The sequence below is a fragment of the Kibdelosporangium philippinense genome (genome assembly GCF_021390435.2).
GTDB classification, from domain to species: Bacteria; Actinomycetota; Actinomycetes; order Mycobacteriales; family Pseudonocardiaceae; genus Kibdelosporangium; species Kibdelosporangium philippinense.
The window spans coordinates 3,954,578-3,972,445 of sequence record NZ_JAJVCN010000001.1 but is presented as its reverse complement, the minus strand read 5'-3'; the positions used below and the strand labels follow the sequence as shown (position 1 = coordinate 3,972,445).

19 protein-coding genes are annotated in these 17,868 nt (G+C 63.8%); 11 read left to right on the top strand and 8 right to left on the bottom strand.

The features are described from left to right. Positions 1-456: 456 nt before the first annotated feature. The 4 genes from LWC34_RS18350 to LWC34_RS18335 form a co-directional block, all read right to left on the bottom strand. Entirely contained in the window at positions 457-1,116 is a 660-nt protein-coding gene (locus LWC34_RS18350; RefSeq protein WP_233726252.1) for an extensin family protein, read from the bottom strand. A 3-nt stretch (positions 1,117-1,119) separates the two neighbouring features. Next, complete coding sequence (locus LWC34_RS18345) at positions 1,120-1,929, bottom strand: hypothetical protein (RefSeq protein WP_233726251.1); 810 nt, start codon at positions 1,927-1,929, stop codon at positions 1,120-1,122. A 152-nt stretch (positions 1,930-2,081) separates the two neighbouring features. Further along, positions 2,082-3,608, bottom strand: coding sequence for a long-chain-fatty-acid--CoA ligase (locus tag LWC34_RS18340; RefSeq protein ID WP_233726250.1), 1,527 nt, complete (start codon positions 3,606-3,608; stop codon positions 2,082-2,084). Between the two features lie 114 nt (positions 3,609-3,722). Continuing rightward, positions 3,723-4,241, bottom strand: a complete 519-nt coding sequence (locus tag LWC34_RS18335) for an SMI1/KNR4 family protein (protein WP_308200095.1) — start codon at positions 4,239-4,241, stop codon at positions 3,723-3,725. A gap of 182 nt (positions 4,242-4,423) precedes the next feature. On the opposite strand from LWC34_RS18335, the gene LWC34_RS18330 reads away from it, so the two are divergent. After that, entirely contained in the window at positions 4,424-5,812 is a 1,389-nt protein-coding gene (locus LWC34_RS18330) for an IS1380 family transposase (protein WP_233723285.1), read from the top strand. A 153-nt stretch (positions 5,813-5,965) separates the two neighbouring features. On the opposite strand, the gene LWC34_RS18325 is transcribed toward LWC34_RS18330, so the two are convergent. Continuing rightward, complete coding sequence (locus LWC34_RS18325) at positions 5,966-6,205, bottom strand: hypothetical protein (RefSeq protein WP_233726249.1); 240 nt, start codon at positions 6,203-6,205, stop codon at positions 5,966-5,968. A gap of 140 nt (positions 6,206-6,345) precedes the next feature. Between LWC34_RS18325 and LWC34_RS18320 the strand changes: the two genes are divergently transcribed. The 10 genes from LWC34_RS18320 (at position 6,346) to LWC34_RS18275 (ending at position 15,413) form a co-directional block, all read left to right on the top strand. Further along, a complete protein-coding gene (locus LWC34_RS18320; protein WP_233726248.1) occupies positions 6,346-6,897 on the top strand; it encodes a hypothetical protein in 552 nt (183 codons plus the stop codon). Positions 6,898-7,020: 123 nt separating this feature from the next. Further along, complete coding sequence (locus tag LWC34_RS18315; RefSeq protein WP_233726247.1) at positions 7,021-8,139, top strand: C45 family autoproteolytic acyltransferase/hydrolase; 1,119 nt, start codon at positions 7,021-7,023, stop codon at positions 8,137-8,139. 8 nt (positions 8,140-8,147) lie between these two features. Then, the gene (locus LWC34_RS18310) at positions 8,148-9,779 is read left to right on the top strand and encodes an ABC transporter substrate-binding protein (RefSeq protein ID WP_233726246.1); all 1,632 of its coding nucleotides are present in this window, start codon (positions 8,148-8,150) and stop codon (positions 9,777-9,779) included. Next, the gene (locus LWC34_RS18305) at positions 9,780-10,733 is read left to right on the top strand and encodes an ABC transporter permease (RefSeq protein WP_233726245.1); all 954 of its coding nucleotides are present in this window, start codon (positions 9,780-9,782) and stop codon (positions 10,731-10,733) included. It begins immediately after the preceding gene. Beyond that, complete coding sequence (locus LWC34_RS18300; RefSeq protein WP_233726244.1) at positions 10,730-11,575, top strand: ABC transporter permease; 846 nt, start codon at positions 10,730-10,732, stop codon at positions 11,573-11,575. The genes LWC34_RS18305 and LWC34_RS18300 overlap by 4 nt, the downstream gene beginning before the upstream one ends. A 1-nt stretch (position 11,576) precedes the next feature. After that, complete coding sequence (locus tag LWC34_RS18295; RefSeq protein ID WP_233726243.1) at positions 11,577-12,359, top strand: ABC transporter ATP-binding protein; 783 nt, start codon at positions 11,577-11,579, stop codon at positions 12,357-12,359. After that, positions 12,356-13,171, top strand: coding sequence for an ABC transporter ATP-binding protein (locus LWC34_RS18290; protein WP_233726242.1), 816 nt, complete (start codon positions 12,356-12,358; stop codon positions 13,169-13,171). The genes LWC34_RS18295 and LWC34_RS18290 overlap by 4 nt, the downstream gene beginning before the upstream one ends. Beyond that, the gene (locus LWC34_RS18285) at positions 13,168-13,965 is read left to right on the top strand and encodes an alpha/beta hydrolase family protein (RefSeq protein ID WP_233726241.1); all 798 of its coding nucleotides are present in this window, start codon (positions 13,168-13,170) and stop codon (positions 13,963-13,965) included. The genes LWC34_RS18290 and LWC34_RS18285 overlap by 4 nt, the downstream gene beginning before the upstream one ends. Then, positions 13,966-15,003, top strand: coding sequence for an isocitrate/isopropylmalate dehydrogenase family protein (locus LWC34_RS18280; RefSeq protein ID WP_233726240.1), 1,038 nt, complete (start codon positions 13,966-13,968; stop codon positions 15,001-15,003). Further along, complete coding sequence (locus tag LWC34_RS18275) at positions 15,000-15,413, top strand: cupin domain-containing protein (protein ID WP_233726239.1); 414 nt, start codon at positions 15,000-15,002, stop codon at positions 15,411-15,413. The genes LWC34_RS18280 and LWC34_RS18275 overlap by 4 nt, the downstream gene beginning before the upstream one ends. Here LWC34_RS18275 and LWC34_RS18270 read toward each other — a convergent pair. The 3 genes from LWC34_RS18270 to LWC34_RS18260 are packed head-to-tail and all read right to left on the bottom strand — an operon-like array spanning position 15,407 to position 17,804. Further along, entirely contained in the window at positions 15,407-16,321 is a 915-nt protein-coding gene (locus LWC34_RS18270) for a MurR/RpiR family transcriptional regulator (protein ID WP_233726238.1), read from the bottom strand. The genes LWC34_RS18275 and LWC34_RS18270 overlap by 7 nt on opposite strands. A gap of 57 nt (positions 16,322-16,378) precedes the next feature. After that, positions 16,379-16,831 (bottom strand): VOC family protein, encoded by a 453-nt coding sequence (locus tag LWC34_RS18265; RefSeq protein WP_308200071.1) that lies wholly within the window; start codon positions 16,829-16,831, stop codon positions 16,379-16,381. Further along, a complete protein-coding gene (locus tag LWC34_RS18260; RefSeq protein ID WP_233726236.1) occupies positions 16,806-17,804 on the bottom strand; it encodes a LysR family transcriptional regulator in 999 nt (332 codons plus the stop codon). The genes LWC34_RS18265 and LWC34_RS18260 overlap by 26 nt, the downstream gene beginning before the upstream one ends. Positions 17,805-17,868: the final 64 nt, after the last annotated feature.

Below are 17,868 nucleotides of genomic sequence, written 5' to 3'. Positions count from 1 at the left end.
TGGATCCCGAGTTGCAGGTCAACCTGGTGTGGTCGGGTCCGGGGTGGATTGAGCGGGAGGCGATCCCGCCCGTCCCGCCCGAGATCGCCTCATTGATGAGGGAAGTATCCACAGTAGGCAAGCTCGTTGAATAATGAACGCGGCGTGTCCACCGTTCCGGCACACCGTGTCCACCGTTCCTGAAGGGTGTGTCCACCGTTGCGGCACACCGTGTTGCACGTTGCTTGCGGGCGTGTCTTGTTCCAGCGGGGTTCTTTGCGCTTCGGGGCTTGCACTTCAGGGCGTCTTTCATTGCTCCGCCCTTGACGCGTGTCCACCGTTCCGTCACGGTGTGTCAAACTGCTCGACTCGCTTCCAGCGCGGCTGGTACTCGCTGTGCGCCGCTCGCGGGTTCAACTCACCATGACGGAGCCGGTGGACACGCGAGTGGGAGCCGGTGGACACGCGGGGGTGTGGCTAGATCGCGGTGTTGGCGAATCCGTGCTGGGCTATTCCGGATAGCAGTTGCTGATATGGTGCCGCGCCGCTTGTTGGGTCGCCGGACACGCCTAGGGCGGACTTCATCGAGTTGTAGGCGGATTGCGTCAATGGTCCCCAGGCGCCGTCGATTGCGAGACCGGCATTACGGAAGTTGTTGCAGGCCGCCTGAATGAACTTCGTGTCGCTTTCTGAGCCGGTGAGGAGGCGGATTGGCAGACCGCCGAAGTCGGCATGGATGTGGTCTGCGTGATCGGCGTTGTACCAACCGTTCAGCACGTATCGGAACCTGCGTCGGGTAACAGCGTCGAGTGCCAGATAGCGCCTGCGCAGGGCTATATTGGTCGATGCGTGGTGCCGGTCGAGCGGCGTGCAGACCGTGCCACTGCTCCACTGGATGTGGTCGATGTCCGCAGCCGTCCCGGCGCCGTGTTCACCCGGTTTGTTCACGTAGAAACCGGCGGACACGACGTAGGAAATGGTGCCGTACGCGCTGGATAGCGACCGTAGATCGCGGATCCACAGCACCAGGCGGTCGTAGAATTCTTGCGTGCATTGCCAGTTGCGGGCAGTTGTGTTCGGTCGGTTCGACCGCCAGTAGTACACGGATGTGCCGTCGATCTTGCTGAATGTGATCATCGCTCAGATCCCTGCCGTCACGGGCCGGCCGTCGACAAGCCAATAGGACAGCGGACCGCGCCTGCTCCTCGCCGCACCCACAAGCTGCGCGTTCTCCGGCACGGCGACCGGTCGACGACCAGCGCCGACTGTGCCCGTGATCGCCGCGGACCCGCCGATCGCGTTGGCGACCCAGCGAATCGCGTTGTCTTCCAACAGGATTCCTTGCACGGCCGTGTCGTCCAGCTGACCTGCGTCGACCGTGCTCCACGCCGAACCGTCGGGGGATCGGTACAGCGTCGTGCCATCCTGGGTGACCGCGGCGGCGATCCATCCGGAACGGTTGCCGGACAACGTGGTGATGGCGTGTTCGGCGGTCTGTTCGAGGCCTGTGACGGGGACTTCGGACCAGCCTTGCGGTGTTCTACGTGCGGCGATCGTTCGCGTGGGCGCGCGTTCTTCCGTGAGCCCGGAGCCCAACGCCATCGCGGTGCCGGGGCCGAACCCGACGCCGGTGAATTCGGTGTTCGTGCCGGTGAGTCGCATCGTCTCGTGCCAGGTCAGGCCGTCAGCGGACTGCCAGACTGTAGCCTCGGTGAATGGCGGCGCCGGGCGCGAACCCACCGCGAGGACGCCCCGGGCGTCCGTCGCCACGTCCAGGACGGTGGCGCCTTCGAGTCCGGTTGTCGGATAGGTGGTGCCGTCTTCGTCGACCAGAACCCAGCTGCTGCCGAGCAGGCATAACGCCTTCGGTGACTGGCCGAGCTCGGCGACACCAGCGGACCTGGTGAAGGTCGGTTGCGCGTGTGCCGTGGTCCCGATCGTGGAGGCCACGGCGACTAGGCCTAACACGAAGGTCCGTCTGCCGATATCGCATTCCATCGCTGCCCCGTTCGGTAGTGACAACCTTGCAGGAGTGGTTGGTTTTTCATTGACCGAAACGGTTGGCAGTTTACGTAGACCGGAAGCCTTCTCGGAGCGGTCGTTCAGGAACCTGCATATTCGTTGCGCGTCCAGATCACGTCATCGCAATCAAGGCCTTCGGCGGCCAGGTGCCGCTTGATGACCTTGAACGTGGCGGTCTGCGGCAGTTCCCGCATGATTCGGACGTAGCTGGGCACCTGTTTTGGCCCAAGGTCGGGCTGTTCGGCGAGGAAGCTGCCGAACTCGGCAGGTTCGTCAAGCGTGGTGACAATGGCCGCCATCACCTGGTCCCCGACCTTCGGATCAGGGATGGCGTAGACGGCGACTTCACTGATCTTGGGGTGGCGCAACAGGATCCGCTCGATCGGCGCGGTGCCAAGGTTCTCGCCGTCGACCCGAAGCCAGTCGCCGAGTCGTCCGACGAAGTAGTAGTACCCGTCTTTGTCGGCGTATGCGAGGTCACCGGTGTGGTACTGCCCGCCCCTCAGACGATCAGCGTCAGCATCGGGATCCCGGTAGTACCCGGCAAAAAAGCCCGCGCCTGTCGTGTTGACCAACTCGCCGATCGCTTCTTCTCCGTTGGTCACACGGCCTTCTCCGTCGAACTCGGCAGGCGGGCATTGGCGGCCGGTGTCCGGATGAAGGATGGCTACGTCCTCGGTCGGCCTGCCAAGGGAACCGGGTGGCGCGTCGTCGGTACGTGAGAAACCTATGCCGCCCTCAGTGGACCCGAACGCGTCAATCACCTTGCAGCCGAAGCGTTCCGCGAACGCGTTCAGGTCGCCGGTGGCGCCTTCGTTGCCGTAAACAATCTTTAGTGGGTTGTCCGCGTCGTCAGGTTCCGCCGGGGTAGCGACCACATAGGACAATGGCTTGCCGACGTAGTTGGCATAGGTCACTTGGAACTTCCGGACATCGGGCAGGAATCCCGAAGCGGAGAACCTGCGCCGCAGCGCGATGTTCGCACCTGCGGCGAGCCCGACACCCCAACCAGCCATGATGGCGTTCGAGTGGAACATCGGCATCGAGACGTAAACAGTGTCTTTGGTGGACAGTCCGAACCGCTCGGCAAGCATCCGGCCGGGGTACGCGACTTTGCCGTGTGTGCACCGGACCGCCTTTGGATCCCCGCTCGTCCCCGAGGTGAAGATCAGCATCAGCAGGTCGTCGAACTTCGCGGGGACTGGATCGACCGGCTTGCCTTTGTCGAGGCCGTCCAGGTCGCATACTTCTATGCCGAGCCCCGCCAACAACGGCTGGTAGGTCGGCTCGGCGAGGACGAACTGACAATCCGCAAGCTCGATATCCCGCTTCAGCGCCGCACCGCGCCTGGTCGAATTCAACCCGACCAACACGGCCCCGGAGAACGCGCAAGCCCCGAGCAGGAAGGAGAACGCGGGCACGTTGTCGGCCAGAATGCCCACGTGCGGCGGTATGTCCCAATTCAGGTCCGCCTTGAGTGTCGCCGCATAGCTTCTCGAAAGGTGGGCGTGCTCAGCCCAGGTGTACGTCTCGTCCTCGAACCGCAAGCCCTGCTCATGATCCTCGGCGCGGGCCAGCAGCAGATCGGTGACCGTTGGGACATCCATCCACGCACCTCCACGGAAGTAGAACGCGTTCTATTTCTACCACCGTTCGGTGTTGTTTCAACCGTCCTGAGGCCCCCATGAGCGGGTCCGCCAATCCGGCACGCCCTCGTCGAGTCAGTATTCGACCGCCTGACGCCAGGGGTCGTCAGGTCCCGCGTCCTGCGCATCTTCCCAGTTCAACTCGGTGGTTTCGTCGCTGATGAAGAGGCTGTCGAGGTAGGCGTCGAACGTGTCCCCGACAATGGCAAGGATGTTCTGCTGGGTGCGGCCTGTCCACTCGGGCAGTCCATGGACGAAGGCGACCACGTTCGCCGCGTCCAGATCGAGGAACAAAATGTCGTTGCCACCGTCGCGCGCGATCGGCAACAGCCGCTCCATCGAGACGTGTTCGCTCAACCACAGGCTGTTTCGCCTGCGGTACTCGCCAATGAGGGTGCCGTAACCGTACTCGCCTTGCTCGTTCCGGCCGATGTGGAACAGTTCGGTGAACCCGATGATCTCACCTTTGTCCGGTGGCACGAGGACGTCGTACGCCATGGTGCCGCCGTTGGCCTCTTGAATGAACGCTCGATACTCGCTTGGCAGCGGATGACCGATCTCGGTTTCGAGTGCGTTGAGTTCGGCGGGGTCGATTTCGGTGAACGGGCCGAAGAGGACTCGCCCTCGGTGCAGACGGAACGTGGCGCGCAGTCTAGCCCAGGTGTTTCACGCGGATAGCCGCGACACGAGCCGTAGATAGAACGAAGTGCCTGCCCTGTAAGGGAAACTGGGACTTGTCTAGGGTCCAGGTTCTCGAACGGGAAGGCACTTCGCGGATGAAGCGTATCGAACGGTCCCGCCGGGTCAAGGTCAGCGCGGACGGTACGGGTGTCGTGTCGCATGCCGGGGTCGGAATGCTGCGGGAACTGGCCTGGGATACCGGGCTGGTGAGCGGGATCAGCACTGCGCTGGCCGACACCTATGCCGGACGGTGGCAGCACGCGCCAGGCCGGGTGTTCACCGACCTGGCGGTCGCGATCGCAGATGGCGGCGACTGTGTCTCCCACATCGAGGTGTTCGGCGACCGGCACGAGGTATGCGGGCCGGTCGCGTCGATGCCGACCACCTGGCGGATGCTGGACCGCGTTGACCCGGCCCATCTGTCCAGGGTGCGTGCCGCGCGGGCAGCGGCACGGGAACGGGCCTGGGCCGCCGGCGCCACCCCGGACCTGACACAGCTGCTGCGGATCGATTTCGACGCCACAGTCACGATCTCGCACGCGGAGACCAAGCAAAACGCGGCGAAAACCTGGAAACGCACGTTCGGGTTTCACCCGTTGCTGGCGTTTCTGGACCGCCCGGAGGTCTCCGGCGGCGAGGCCCTGGCCGGGTTGCTGCGTCCGGGCAACGCGGGCAGCAACACCGCCGCCGATCATGTCACCGTGCTGGAGCAGGCGTTGGCCGCCCTGCCCGAGCACGCCCGGCCTCGGCCGGGTGACCCGGACACGGTGCGGGTGGTGGCCCGCTCGGACTCCGCCGGCGCCACCCACGCCTTCGCGACGGCGTGCCGGGATCGTGGGGTGTGGTTCTCCTTCGGGTTCCCCGTGGACGCCCGCATCCAGGCCATCGTGGATGAGGTGCCCGACCAGTGCTGGCAATCCGCGATCGAGTCGGATGGCGGGATCCGGGACGGCGCCTGGGTCGCCGAGGTCACCGGCCTGCTGGACCTGACAGCCTGGCCGGAAGGCTCCCGGGTGCTGCTGCGCGCCGAACGTCCCCATCCCGGTGCGCAGTTGCGGTTCACCGACGTCGACGGGCACCGGATCACCGCGTTCATCACCGACATTCCCGAGCGGGTGATCCCCGGTCAGAACGCCGGGCTGGAGCTTGACCACCGCCAGCACGCCCGGGTCGAAGACCGCATCCGGGAAGGCAAAGCCGCCGGGCTGCGTAACCTTCCCTGCCGGGGGTGGGATGAGAACGTCGCCTGGCTGGAAACCCTGCTGGCAGCCACGGATCTGGTGTGCTGGGCCAAACTGCTCGGGTTCACCGGCACACCGGAGTTGGCGCATGCCGAGATCGCCACCTTCCGCAATCTGGTGTTGCACGTGGCCGCCCGCATCACCCGCAGCGCCCGGCAGGTCCGCCTCCGTATCGACCGGACCTGGAAATACGCCGATGCCATCGCCGAGGCGTGGTTGAGGATCCGTGCCGCGTTCACCTGACCCGTCCACCCTGTCCCGACGACCCGAAAGACCCCGGAGCGGCCGACACGACAGCAGGTCGGCGGCATGCTCGCGCCTATCTCTCGAATCGCTCGCCGCGAGATCAACCAGACTCAACACAAGATCATCCCGGGATCACATGAAACACCTGGGCTAGAACGGGGAAAAGCCATTTTTCACTTGATCGTAGATCTTGCGTAGCCACGGTTCGCGGACAGTGGGCAGACGGGCGAGTGTGTACACGAACACTTCGTGGTCGGGTACGAACAGTCGCTTCGGTACTGATGGCAACGGGTCGTCTCCGCGAATGACGTCGTCGGACAACCTGCCCCGGACGGGGAAAGGCGGCTGTACGCGGTAGAAGGCGAGCTGCGCCCACACTTTGGCGGCCAATGGCACGATTTTCGCCGAAGTACACCGTGGTCGCCATGCCAAACCGGTGCGTGGGTGTTGCGGAACCAGCACGATGTCGGCCTCATGAACCGACAGTCCTGGGCCAGCCAGGGCCAATGTCTTCGCCTGCGGACCATGGCGTGAAGCGGTTCGCGTTCAACACCTACGCCTCGCGCCGCGGCAACCATGAGGTGATGGTCCGAGGTGCGTTCGCCAACGTCCAGCTACGTAACCGACTTGTCGAGCGAGAAGGTGGCTGGACGGTCAAAGACAACGAGGTCCAGACGATCTACGACGCCGCCATGGCCTACCGCGAAGAAGGCGTACCGCTGATCATCCTCGGCGGCGCGCAATATGGCACGGGATCCTCCCGGGACTGGGCAGCCAAAGGCACCGCGCTGCTCGGCGTCCGGGCCGTGATCGCGGAGTCGTACGAACGGATCCACCGCTCGAACTTGATCGGCACGGGCATTCTCCCTTTGCAGTACCGCCCTGGTGAGAACGCCACAACGCTCGGCCTGACCGGCCATGAGGTCTTTGATCTGTCCACTATGGATAAGACGGTTACCGTACGAGCGGGCAAGCGGGAGTTCGAGGTGATCGTCCGCCTGGACACGGCCAGGGAACGTGAGGTCTACCAGGCTGGCGGCATCTTGCGGCTGATGATGCGCCGTTACGGACAGTCGCTGTAACGGTCCGGATATCCTGTTCCAGTCGTTACATCTTGAGCAATCTCTGTACCGTAGGTTACGGTCCTGTAGTCGGAACTACCGAAGACGGTTCACATGTAACCATCCATACGAACAGGGGCGTTCGTGGCCAGTCTCAGGACGATCGAGATCTCCGGAACATCAGCGCTTGATCGCGGCACGCAGTACGGGCAGGCCGCGGCCGATCTGATCGCGGACGCCATCGAGTACTACGCCCGCGCCTTCGAGCACCAGAGCGGGTTACCGTGGCACGAGGTGCTTGACCGGTCTCGGCCATGGCAACGGCTCATCGAGGACCAGTTCCCTGAACTGTTCGACGAGATGACCGGAATCGCAAGCGGCGCAGGCGTTTCCCTCGCCGAGATCGTCACGCTCAACTGCCGAGGCGAGATCGTCTACGACCGCGGTTTCGGCCGCGCGGGCGTACCGGACGAAGTGGACGGTTGCACCTCGTTCTCGCTAACCGGCCCGGCCGCGGGAGACGGGCACGTTTACTGTGGACAGAACTGGGATTGGCGGCACCAGGTCCGCGACACGGTCGTAATCGTACGGATCGTCCAGCCGCCGAAGCCGACCGTTGTCATGCAGGTCGAGGCCGGTCAGGTCGGCAGGCACGGCGCCAATTCCGAGGGCCTCGCGCTCAACGCCAACGGGTTGGGCGGCCGGTTCGACGAATCCGTCGGCGTTCCGCAGACCGTGATCCGCAGGCTCGTGCTCGACTCGCCGACCATCTCCGACGCGCTGAACGTGCTGGTCAACACCAAGGCGCACATCGCAAGCAACGCGCTGCTCACGCATCGCGAGGGATACTCCATCGATCTGGAGACGACACCCGGCCCGATCGGCTGGGAATATCCGTCCGACGGTCTGCTCGTACATGGAAACCATTACCAGGCATTCGTTCCCGCGCAACTCGCGGCGACCCATCGGCCGATGTCCCCGGACTCGCTGCTGCGCGTGCCCCGCGCCAAGCAGGGGCTGGCGGCTGCGGCTCAGGCGGAGAAGTCCGATGACGTCCGATCCGCCATCCACATCGCCATGTCCGACCATCTTGGACACCCCAACTCGCTGTGTGAGCACCCCGACGAGCGCACTCCCGCGGTCACCTGGTGGTCGACGCTGGTGTCCAGCTGCGTCGATCTGACCACAGGCGACTACTATGTCGCGCCTGGCACGCCGTGCGAGCACCCGTACGAACTCATGCCTTTCAACCTCTACGAGTAGGAAACGCCATGCCTGGACCCGGTTTACCACGCAGGCTCATCGCTTTGCCCTGTGCCGCCGTGGCTTTGATCGCCGCATGCGGCAATCCACCGGCCTCGCCATCGGAAGCCAAGCAGAACGTCAAACTGGTCGACGCGACCCCGGCGGCAGGCCCGCTCGCCCAAGCGACCTGGTTCATGGCCAAGGAACCATCCACTCTGGACCTTGACAACGACGGCGCCGGTGCGAACAGCGACCTGATTCTGTCCAATGTGTGCGAACGGCTCGTCCAGCTGCAGCCAGACCTGACGATCAAGCCAGGCATCGCGGAGAAGTACGAGTGGACCAGCCCCAACACGCTGACGTTCACCATTCGCTCCGGCGTGACATTCCACAGTGGAGCGAAACTGACCGCCGACGACGTGGTCTGGAGCCTGCAGCGGCACGCCGCCGACGGCGCCAACGAGTCGGACGAGTTCACCAGCGTCACCTCGATCGCGAAGACCGCGGACAACCAGGTCACAGTCACCCTCAAGGCACCTGATGCCGTGTTCTTGCAGGCCATGGCCGGTGACGGCGGTGCTGTGCTGGAGCGCAAGGGGGTCGAGCAGCAGGGCGCTGCTTACGGCACACCACGCGGCAAGGACGCGTGTTCCGGGCCGTTCACCCTGCAAGCCTGGAACTCCGGCCAGAACATCGTGATCAGCAAGTTCGCCCAGTACTGGGACAGCGCAAGGGCGGCAAAGACCGAGAAGATCACCTTCCGCTGGGCTGACGACGACGCCCTGGTGAATTCCCTGGTCACAGGCGCGGGCGACGGAACGTACCTGGAGAACATCTCCTCGGCCACCAGGCTCGCGACCGGCGGCACTACAAGCGTCAGCCAAGGCCCGGACACCCGAGTCTGGAGCCTGATGGTGACTGAACGCGGTGCGCTGACCGATGTCCGGCTGCGCAAGGCTTTGTCCCTCGCGATCGACCGTGACGGTGTGTCCCGCGCCGCGCTCGCCGGATTCGGCGCGCCAGCGAAGGAACCCGTCGGGCCCGGCGCTTGGGGTTACCAGGCAACGGCATTCCAGGCCGCGTACGACCAACTGGGCGGATCACCGGCCATACCGTCCGAACAGGACATTGAAGCGGCGAAGAAGCTCGTTGCCGAAGTCCCTGACCGCAAGCCGATCATCGTCGCCAGCGATACGACCGATGGCCGTAGCGTGATCGCGAACGCCCTTGTCGACGCGGCAAAGAAGATCGGCCTCGAAGCCAGCATCATCCAGATCCCGCCCCAGCAATACACCGATTACTACAGCAGCAAGGAATTCCGCGCTCAGGCGGATCTGTTCACCGATGACTACTTCATCTCCAAGAACGACCCCGTCGGGTTCTACAAGAACGGATCGTCCAAATCGACCGTCCAATGGGTACTGAAAGACCCGCAGTACGACTCGCTGGTCGCCAAGGCACGTGCCGCACTGGACGACGCCGAACGGGCGAAGCTGTCGATTGAGCTCGCCAGCAAGTGGGCCGATGCGATGCCGTGGATCTCGGTCGTGCAGAGCCCATCGACGGTCGCGCTGAGCAACAAGGTCACCGGCGTGCCCGCGTCGGGCTGCTACCGGTACTACCCGTGGGCCGCCGATCTCGGGGCGAAGGGGGCGTAGATGGCAACGGTACTCCTGCGGCGGTTCGGTGGCCTGGTATTGACCCTGGTCATCAGCTCGTTCGTGATCTTCGCGGGCATGTATGCGGCACCGGGCGACCCGGTGACGTTCCTGATCGGCAACCCCGAGAACCTCACGCCGGACCGGATCGCCGCGGTGCGTGCCGAATACCATCTCGACCAGCCGTTTCTGGCGCAGTACGCCTTGTGGACCACGGGCGTGCTGCGCGGCGACCTCGGAACTTCGATGTTCTACCAGCAGCCGGTGTCCGACCTGCTGTCGTCACGGCTGCCGATGACGCTCACGCTGGTCGCGATGGCGTCGGTGCTGTTCATCCTGATTGGAGTCGGGCTCGGCGTGCTTTCCGTGCTACGCAGGGGAACCGCGGTGGACTCAGCCGTCACCGGGTTCACGACCTTCATCAACTCGGTGCCTAACTTCGTGATCGGCTTGGTGCTGGTGGCGGTCTTCGCCGTACAACTGCGCTGGTTCCCGGTGGCCGGCGACGGCGAGGGTTTCGGTGATCGGCTGTATCACCTGACGTTGCCCGCGATCTCGCTCGCTCTCGGGTCGATCGCGCTGATCAGCCGGGTGACCAGGCAAACCATGGTCGAGCAGCAAAGCCTGGACCACGTCGAAGCGGCCCGAAGTTACGGCCTCAGCACGCGTCAAATCGTGCTTCGGCATGTGCTGCGTAACTCGCTTGGACCGGTCGTGACCATGTGCGGGCTTGTGGTTGCCGGCATGCTGGCTGGGACCGTGGTGATCGAGAGCGTGTTCGGGCTGAACGGTCTCGGCGGCCTGCTCGTCGAGGCCATCAACACCCACGATTTCCCTGTGGTGCAGGCGATTCTGCTGTACATGGTGATCGGCTACATGGTCGTGACGATCCTGGTCGACCTGGCCTATCCGCTGCTTGATCCGCGCTCGACCGCGAGGAGTGACCGATCATGACGCTCCAGATGCGCGGACCGGTCGCTTCTGGCCGCAATGCCAAGCCCTGGGTGTTTTATGTCTGCATCGGCATCTTGGCCCTCGCGGTGGCCGTCGCGATCTTTGCCGACTGGGTCGCGCCCTACGACCCATCGGCAACGGACTTCTCCGCGTTGTACCAGCAGCCGACCGCCGAGCACTGGTTCGGCACTGATCAACTTGGCCGTGACCTGCTGTCACGCGTGATCCACGGCGCCAGGCCGAGCCTGCTCGGGGCGATCGCGCTGCTGGCATTCGCCACTGTGGTCGGTGTGCTGATCGGCGTTGTCGCAGCGTGGCGCCGTGGCTGGGTCGACACGGTATTGGCCCGCCTGACCGACGTGATGTTCGCATTCCCTGGGCTGCTGTTCGTGGTGCTGGTGATCGCGGTGTTCGACCGAGGCCCGGCGACCGCGGTGATCGGGATGGGGTTGGCGTTCGCGCCGATCATTGCCAAGTTCACCAGGGCTGTCGCGTTGGAGGAACTGTCCCGGCCTTACGTGGACGCGTATCGGCTGCAGGGCGTCGGTCCGATTCAGCTGTGCACGCGGTATGTGTTGCCCAACCTGATGCCGACCTTGCTCGGTTACCTCGTGGTGCTGTTCGGAGAAGGGTTGCTCAGCCTGGCTGCGTTGAACTTCCTCGGTTTCGGCGCGCAGCCGCCCAGTTCGGAATGGGGACTGATGGTCCAAGAAGGACGCTCTGGCGTGATACAGGGATTCGTCGGGCCTGCGCTCATTCCCGGTCTGGCCATCGCGATCGTCGTCGTGGCGACCAATGTCGTCGGCGTCAGAATGTCGGACAAGCTCTCGGTGAGGACATGACATGCTGTCCATTGAGAACTTGACTATGTCCGTGCGGGACCACCAGATCCTGCGTGGCGTCTCGGTCGAGGTCGCCGAAGGTGAAACGGTCGGCTTGGTCGGCGAGTCCGGCTCGGGCAAGTCCACAACTGCCAGGGCGGCACTGCGAATCCTGCCCGATGGCGCGGAAGTGTCCGGAAATGTCACGGTTTGCGGCCATGACGCGACCAATTCCGTTGCGGTGCGTGAAGTGCGGCGCACTCTGGCCGCGATGATCTTCCAGGAACCTCGGTCCGTGCTCAACCCGGTTCGGCGGATCGGCGATTCTGCGGCTGAACGGCTTGTCTACGTTCACGGGATGCCCAAATCAGAGGCACGGCAACGCATATCGGAGCTTTTTGTCGAAGTTGGACTGAAGGATGTCGACCGGCTGTTGCGGTGCTATCCACACCAGCTGTCCGGGGGCATGCTGCAGCGGGTCGTGATCGCGGCTGCTTTGAGCATCACTCCTCGGCTACTGTTGGCTGACGAAGCAACTTCGGCACTGGACGTGACGACACAGGCAGAGGTTCTGGCGTTGTTGCGTCGTCTACAACGAGAGCGCGAGATGGGCGTCCTGTTCATCACCCACGACCTGCGTTTGGCCGCCGCGTATTGCGACCGGGTGTACGTGATGAAAGAAGGTTCCATTGTGGACCATCAGAAAGGCGATGCGATCTTCGTGAATCCAACGCAGCAATATACGAAAGCACTGGCAGACGCCGTGCCGCTGCTGCCGGAACGCGATTCGACGGTTCGAGCATGACTGACATCGTCCGTGCCACCGGACTGGTCAAGGCATTCGGTGCGACGCGGCACTCGCGCGGGATCGTCGCGGTTGACGACGTGAGTTTCTCGCTGGGCAAGGGAAAAGCCATCGGCCTGGTCGGCGAGTCCGGTTCGGGCAAGAGCACCCTCGCGCGCATGCTCGTCGGTCTGACCCGTCCGGACGCGGGTACGGTCGAGATCGACGGCCGCGTCCGCGCTTGGCGGGAAACTGGCAGGTCAGCGCGGTTGCGCCGAGCCAGGGAAGTCCAGATGGTGTTCCAAGACCCTTACGGCTCACTGGACCGCAGGCTGACCGTAGGCTCAGCCCTCCTCGACGTGGTGCGCAGGCACGGATCCGACCAGTCCACGGCTGGTCTGATGGACCGGGTGGGACTGGCATCCCGGCTGCTCGAATCCCGCCCACACCAGCTCAGCGGCGGGCAACGCCAGCGCGTCGCGATCGCCAAGGCACTCGCCGTGAACCCATCCGTACTCGTCCTCGACGAGGCCACATCGGCACTCGACGTGTCCGTACAGGCACAAATCTTGGCTCTGCTGAACGAAATCCGTGTGACGACCGGCATCAGTTTGGTCTTCGTATCGCACGACCTAGCGGTTGTCGGCGAGGTTACCGACAGCATCCTGGTGATGTACTTGGGGAAAGCGGTCGAGCAGGGTGCTACCGCCGAAGTCCTGCGTAGGCCACAACATGCGTACACCGAGATGCTGCTGTCCTCGGCGCCTGGACCGGACTGGCATCCTGAGCGGGTCGCCGAACTACGCGCCGCGTTCGTGGGGAGGCTGACATGACGAGCATTCTCTACACACGTGGGTCCACGCCGCTCATCGCGTCCCAAGTGGACCCACGGTTGCACTATTGCCTATATGTGCCGCAGGAATTGCCGCCGCAAGCACCGCTCGTCGTGATCCAACATGGAACCGGCCGTACAGCGCAGAAGTATCGCACCGCGATGCGCGAGTTCGCTGAGGAACGTCGAGTGGTGATCCTCGCGCCACTGTTTCCGGCGGGCCTGATTGACCCGGACGACGTACACAACTTCAAGTTCATCGAGTACCACGGGATCCGATTCGACCACATGCTGCTCGCGATCATCGACGAGGTCGCGGCACGGTATCCCGTTGCCACAGAACGGTTTTACCTGCACGGATTTTCTGGCGGCGGCCAGTTCACCCACCGGTTCCTTTTCCTGCACCCATCGCGCCTTGCTGGGGCGTCGATCGGCGCGCCCGGCCGGATCACCCAGCTGGACGACTCGCTGCCGTGGTGGTTGGGCACCAAGGGTTTCGAGGACCGATTCGGCCAGTCGATCGACCTCGACGCGGTCCGCCAGGTGCCGGTGCACATGGTGGTCGGCAGTGAGGACCTGGACGAATTCGAGATCAACAACCCGGGCGAGTCGAACTGGATGGACGGCTGCGAGAGAACTGGCCGCACACGCGTCGAGCGCCTGCGGACCTTGCGGCGCAATTTCGAATCTCGGGGTATCGACGTGACCTTCGACGTCGTGGACGGCGTCGCGCATAGTGGCTCAGCGGTACTTCCTGCGGTGCAAAGGTTCTTCGGCTCACTGATTGGCAGGTAGATGTCCTATCGTGTCGCGGTCATCAGAGGCGACGGCATCGGCCCGGAACTCGTCGACTCCGCGTTAGCCGTGCTTGAGGCTGTGGCGGATGTCGAAATCGTCGAGGTCCGCGGTGGCGCGGCGGCCTATTTGGACCAGGGAACCGCCCTGGCCGAGGCGGATCTTGAGGTGATCCTCACCGCTGACGCGACGCTGAAAGGCCCGGTAGGACTCCCGGATGTACGTCTGCCGGACGGCACGGAAGCTGGCTTGCTCGGCGGCATCCTGCGTAACGGCCTGGACCTGTATGCCAATGTCCGGCCGATCACCCTGCTGCCCGGCGTGCGTTCAGCCCTGCGGGTGGATGACGGTATCGACTATGTGATCGTGCGCGAGAACACCGAAGGCCTGTACGCCTCGCGTGGCAAGGGCGTCGGTAATTCCCAAGCTATGGCCGACACTTTGCTCGTCACGCGAGCCGGTAGCGAGCGCATCGCCCGCTATGCTTTCGAGTTGGCGTCCACACGTCAGGGCGCGCCTGAAGACGGCGTGCGCCGAGTGACCTGTGTGGACAAAGCGAACGTGTTGCGCAGCATGTTTTTCTTCCGCAGCGTGTTCCTGGAGGTAGCCGCCGAATACCCGGGCATCGAGGCCGAGTGCGTCTATGTGGACGCTGCCGCGCAGGCTCTGGTGATGTCCCCGCGGCATTTCGACGTGATCGTCACCGAGAGCATGTTCGGCGACATCCTCAGCGACCTCGGCGGCGGCACAATCGGGGGAGTGGCGCTGTGCCCAGGCGGCAACATCGGTGCGTCGCAGGCATACTTCGAACCCATCCACGGCAGCGCCCCAAGCATCGCGGGTCAGGACAAAGCAAACCCGCTCAGCCAGATCCTCGCGACCGCCATGATGCTCGACCACCTCGGCGCGCCGTCCGCTGGAGACAGAATCCGCGCAGCAGTGCGGCAGGCCCTCAGTAACGGATCAATCCAGCTGAATCCTGATGGGACAACCCGGACCCGAGCGGTGACCGAAGCGGTGATTGGAGCGTTGACGTGATTCCACAAGAGCCAAGCCTGCTGATCCGTCCATCCGAAGTAGAACCATTCGACCGAGGCCAAGGCATAGCCACGCTGCCCATGGTCGGCAAATGGAACTCGACGCAGTCCTCAGTGACCACCGGCGTCACCAGTTTCGCGCCTGGGACAGGAATTCCGCTGCACTCCCACAACGTAGACGAGTGTGTGCTTGTACTGGAAGGCGAAGCAACGGTCATAATCGGAGACTCAGAGTTCGATGTGGACGCTGGCGTGAACACCTGGGTACCCGCGGGCGTCCCACATCGCTTTGTCAACCGCGGTAACGGCCTCATGCGCATCTTCTGGATCTACGGCGGCCTGCACGTAACCAGAACAATCACCGCGACAGGCCAGACCTTCGAACACCTGTCAGAACACGACCGTCAGTGACCGTTCCGTTTGGACTTTCCCCGAAACCCAAGCTGCTCCCGCAACGCAGTCAACTGATGCGACGCCTCAACAGTCCGCTCCCGATCATTGGCCGCCACTGCCTGCGCAAGCGCATCGGCAAGCACAATCGCAGTCAACGGCTCAGCAGTCATCCCCGTCGGCGTATTCGGCGCGTACAACGCAACCGTGACGTCGTCCCCAATCTCATCAACGAGTTCATCGCTCACCAACACACATTTCGCCCCAACCGTCCGCGCCCGCTCAAGCAGCACCTCAACCTCATTCGGCAGCCGCCCCGGCACGAACACGACGACAACCTCACCAGCCTCAAGATCGATGAGATCATCGGCGAGCCGGAAGCCAGTGCTCTGAATGGATCGAGCATGCCGACCCATCCGCCGCAACTTCAACGCGAGCTGTTCAGCGGCCACATAGGACGCACCCCACCCGTAGGCCCAAATTCGCCGCGCCTCAACGAGAAGCCGCACCGCAAGCTCATACCCCTCAGGCGCGAACTTGCTGCGAAGAAGCTCGATCCGGTCAACCGACTCAGTCACGACGGTGTTCCAGACCTTCGCCAGATCCCCACCAGTGGACTCAACCCGCTGCCGCGCTCGTTCCTCCGGCGGAATGTGACTGGTGAAGGGCGCCGCGACCATCCCCTTGAGCTCGGCGAGCCCCGAGTACCCGAGCCCCTGCAACGTCCGAATGACGGTGGCATTGCTGGTCTTCGCCTCAGCCCCAAGCTCCTGAGCGGACATGTAAAGCAACCGCTCAGGAGTGATCGCGGACAGGGACCGGCACACGCCACGAACGGCGGGAGAGAAGTCGTCCCATCCCGCCCGAATCCGGGCCCTCAGCTCCACAAGGGCGGGGTTTCGTGTCGCATCCGTTACATCCTCGGTCACGCCTGTAGCATACAGTACAACGGCCGCTGACCAGGCGTTTGAGAGTGATGGTCCCGGTTATCGGGAACCGGCGCCCACCGTGGCAGCGCCATACCGGGCGATGTCGGCCTTAAGGTCGAGGTCGCCACGGTGGTTACGGGTGGAATCGTCGACCAGCTCAAGCGGCACGAGCCAGCAGACCTCGAACTCAAGGCCATCGGGGTCCTTGGCGTACAGACCCTTCGTGGTCCCATGGTCCGCAGACCCGACAAGAGCCCCGGCGGCCTCCAAACGGGAGGCGTAATCCTGCAGGTCAGCGAGAGTCGCGACCTCCCAAGCCACGTGGTACAGGCCGACCTGGCCGGTGCCCGCGGTGCTCAGTTCCGCCTCAGGGCCGATCTCGAACAGGCCGAGGTCGTGATCGTTGACGGAGTCCGGCGCCTGCAGGAACGCCGCCTTCGGGGTCCGGTGCACGATCCGGAAACCCAGTACGTCAACATAGAAATCAGTGCTCACCTTCGCGTCGCGCACCCACAGCACCGCGTGGTTCATACCCCGGATCGCCAACGGTCTCACCCTTTCTGCTTCGCGCCCACCACCGCGCGTAAACGGGAGTGTTCGCCACCAATTCACGATAGCCCGAGTCGATGTCCGCGCATATTTCGTCCACAAGCGACGCCTCCGGCCAGTCCGTGCGCCAAGCGAGGAAGAGCTTGCGGGTCAACGGATTCCCGGTGAGCGGCAAGGTCGCCAGGCCGTCCCGGTTAGTGCCGATCGGATACAGCGGGCAGATGACCCGCCCCGAAGCGGTCAACGTGAACGCCACATGCGACTCAGTGGTGAAATCGGTGATCCGCTGCTCGAAGCCAGCCTCTCGGCACGCCGCCGCGAAGAACTCGTTCATCCCGCTGTCATCGTGGTTCGGCATCACCCAGCTCTCCGAAGCCAACGAGGACAGCGACACCTCTTCGTTGAACGCTAGTCGATGACCTTCGTGAACCCCGACGAAGATCGGCTCAACCAGCATCAGCCTGTGCTCGACCAGCGGCGGCAGCCGTAACGGAAAACCCGGGAACTCCCGCAGCACAGCCACATCGACCTCGCCCGTCGCCAGCAAGGAAAGCAGTTGCCGGGTAGAGCGATGGGTACAGCTGACGACATCGTTGGGCAACAAAGCCTTGAGGGTCTTGACAAGCAACGCGTACTGCTGCGCAGGCACGCCCGCGACCCGCACGGGAGTCGAAGTCCGCCACGCGGTCCGCTCCAACTCGCCCAACTGGCCAAGTACTTGCTTGGCATGTTGCAGCACCTGCGTGCCCAGATGGGTCGGCTGCGCGCCTTCCCGGTCGCGGATGAACAACGCGCCGCCGAGGTGCTGCTCGATCCTTCGCAGCTGGGTCGTCACCGCGGGCTGGGTGAGGTGCAGTTCGGCGGCTGCCCGCCGCAGGCTGCCGGTGTTCCCGATGGCGACGATCAACTCCAGATGACGAAAGTCGAGACGCATACGGGTCCTCTCGGTCCAAGTGTTATCACCCATTGTCATATGCCCGAATCCCGCTGTGATCGGC

Excerpts from the sequence above, each read along its gene's own strand:
- LWC34_RS18350 (WP_233726252.1), bottom strand. The coding sequence starts at position 1,116 with ATGATCACATTCAGCAAGATCGACGGCACATCCGTGTACTACTGGCGG.
- LWC34_RS18340 (WP_233726250.1), bottom strand. The coding sequence starts at position 3,608 with ATGGATGTCCCAACGGTCACCGATCTGCTGCTGGCCCGCGCCGAGGAT.
- LWC34_RS18330 (WP_233723285.1), top strand. The coding sequence starts at position 4,424 with ATGAAGCGTATCGAACGGTCCCGCCGGGTCAAGGTCAGCGCGGACGGT.
- LWC34_RS18310 (WP_233726246.1), top strand. The coding sequence starts at position 8,148 with ATGCCTGGACCCGGTTTACCACGCAGGCTCATCGCTTTGCCCTGTGCC.
- LWC34_RS18305 (WP_233726245.1), top strand. The coding sequence starts at position 9,780 with ATGGCAACGGTACTCCTGCGGCGGTTCGGTGGCCTGGTATTGACCCTG.
- LWC34_RS18300 (WP_233726244.1), top strand. The coding sequence starts at position 10,730 with ATGACGCTCCAGATGCGCGGACCGGTCGCTTCTGGCCGCAATGCCAAG.
- LWC34_RS18295 (WP_233726243.1), top strand. The coding sequence starts at position 11,577 with ATGCTGTCCATTGAGAACTTGACTATGTCCGTGCGGGACCACCAGATC.
- LWC34_RS18290 (WP_233726242.1), top strand. The coding sequence starts at position 12,356 with ATGACTGACATCGTCCGTGCCACCGGACTGGTCAAGGCATTCGGTGCG.
- LWC34_RS18285 (WP_233726241.1), top strand. The coding sequence starts at position 13,168 with ATGACGAGCATTCTCTACACACGTGGGTCCACGCCGCTCATCGCGTCC.
- LWC34_RS18280 (WP_233726240.1), top strand. The coding sequence starts at position 13,966 with ATGTCCTATCGTGTCGCGGTCATCAGAGGCGACGGCATCGGCCCGGAA.
- LWC34_RS18260 (WP_233726236.1), bottom strand. The coding sequence starts at position 17,804 with ATGCGTCTCGACTTTCGTCATCTGGAGTTGATCGTCGCCATCGGGAAC.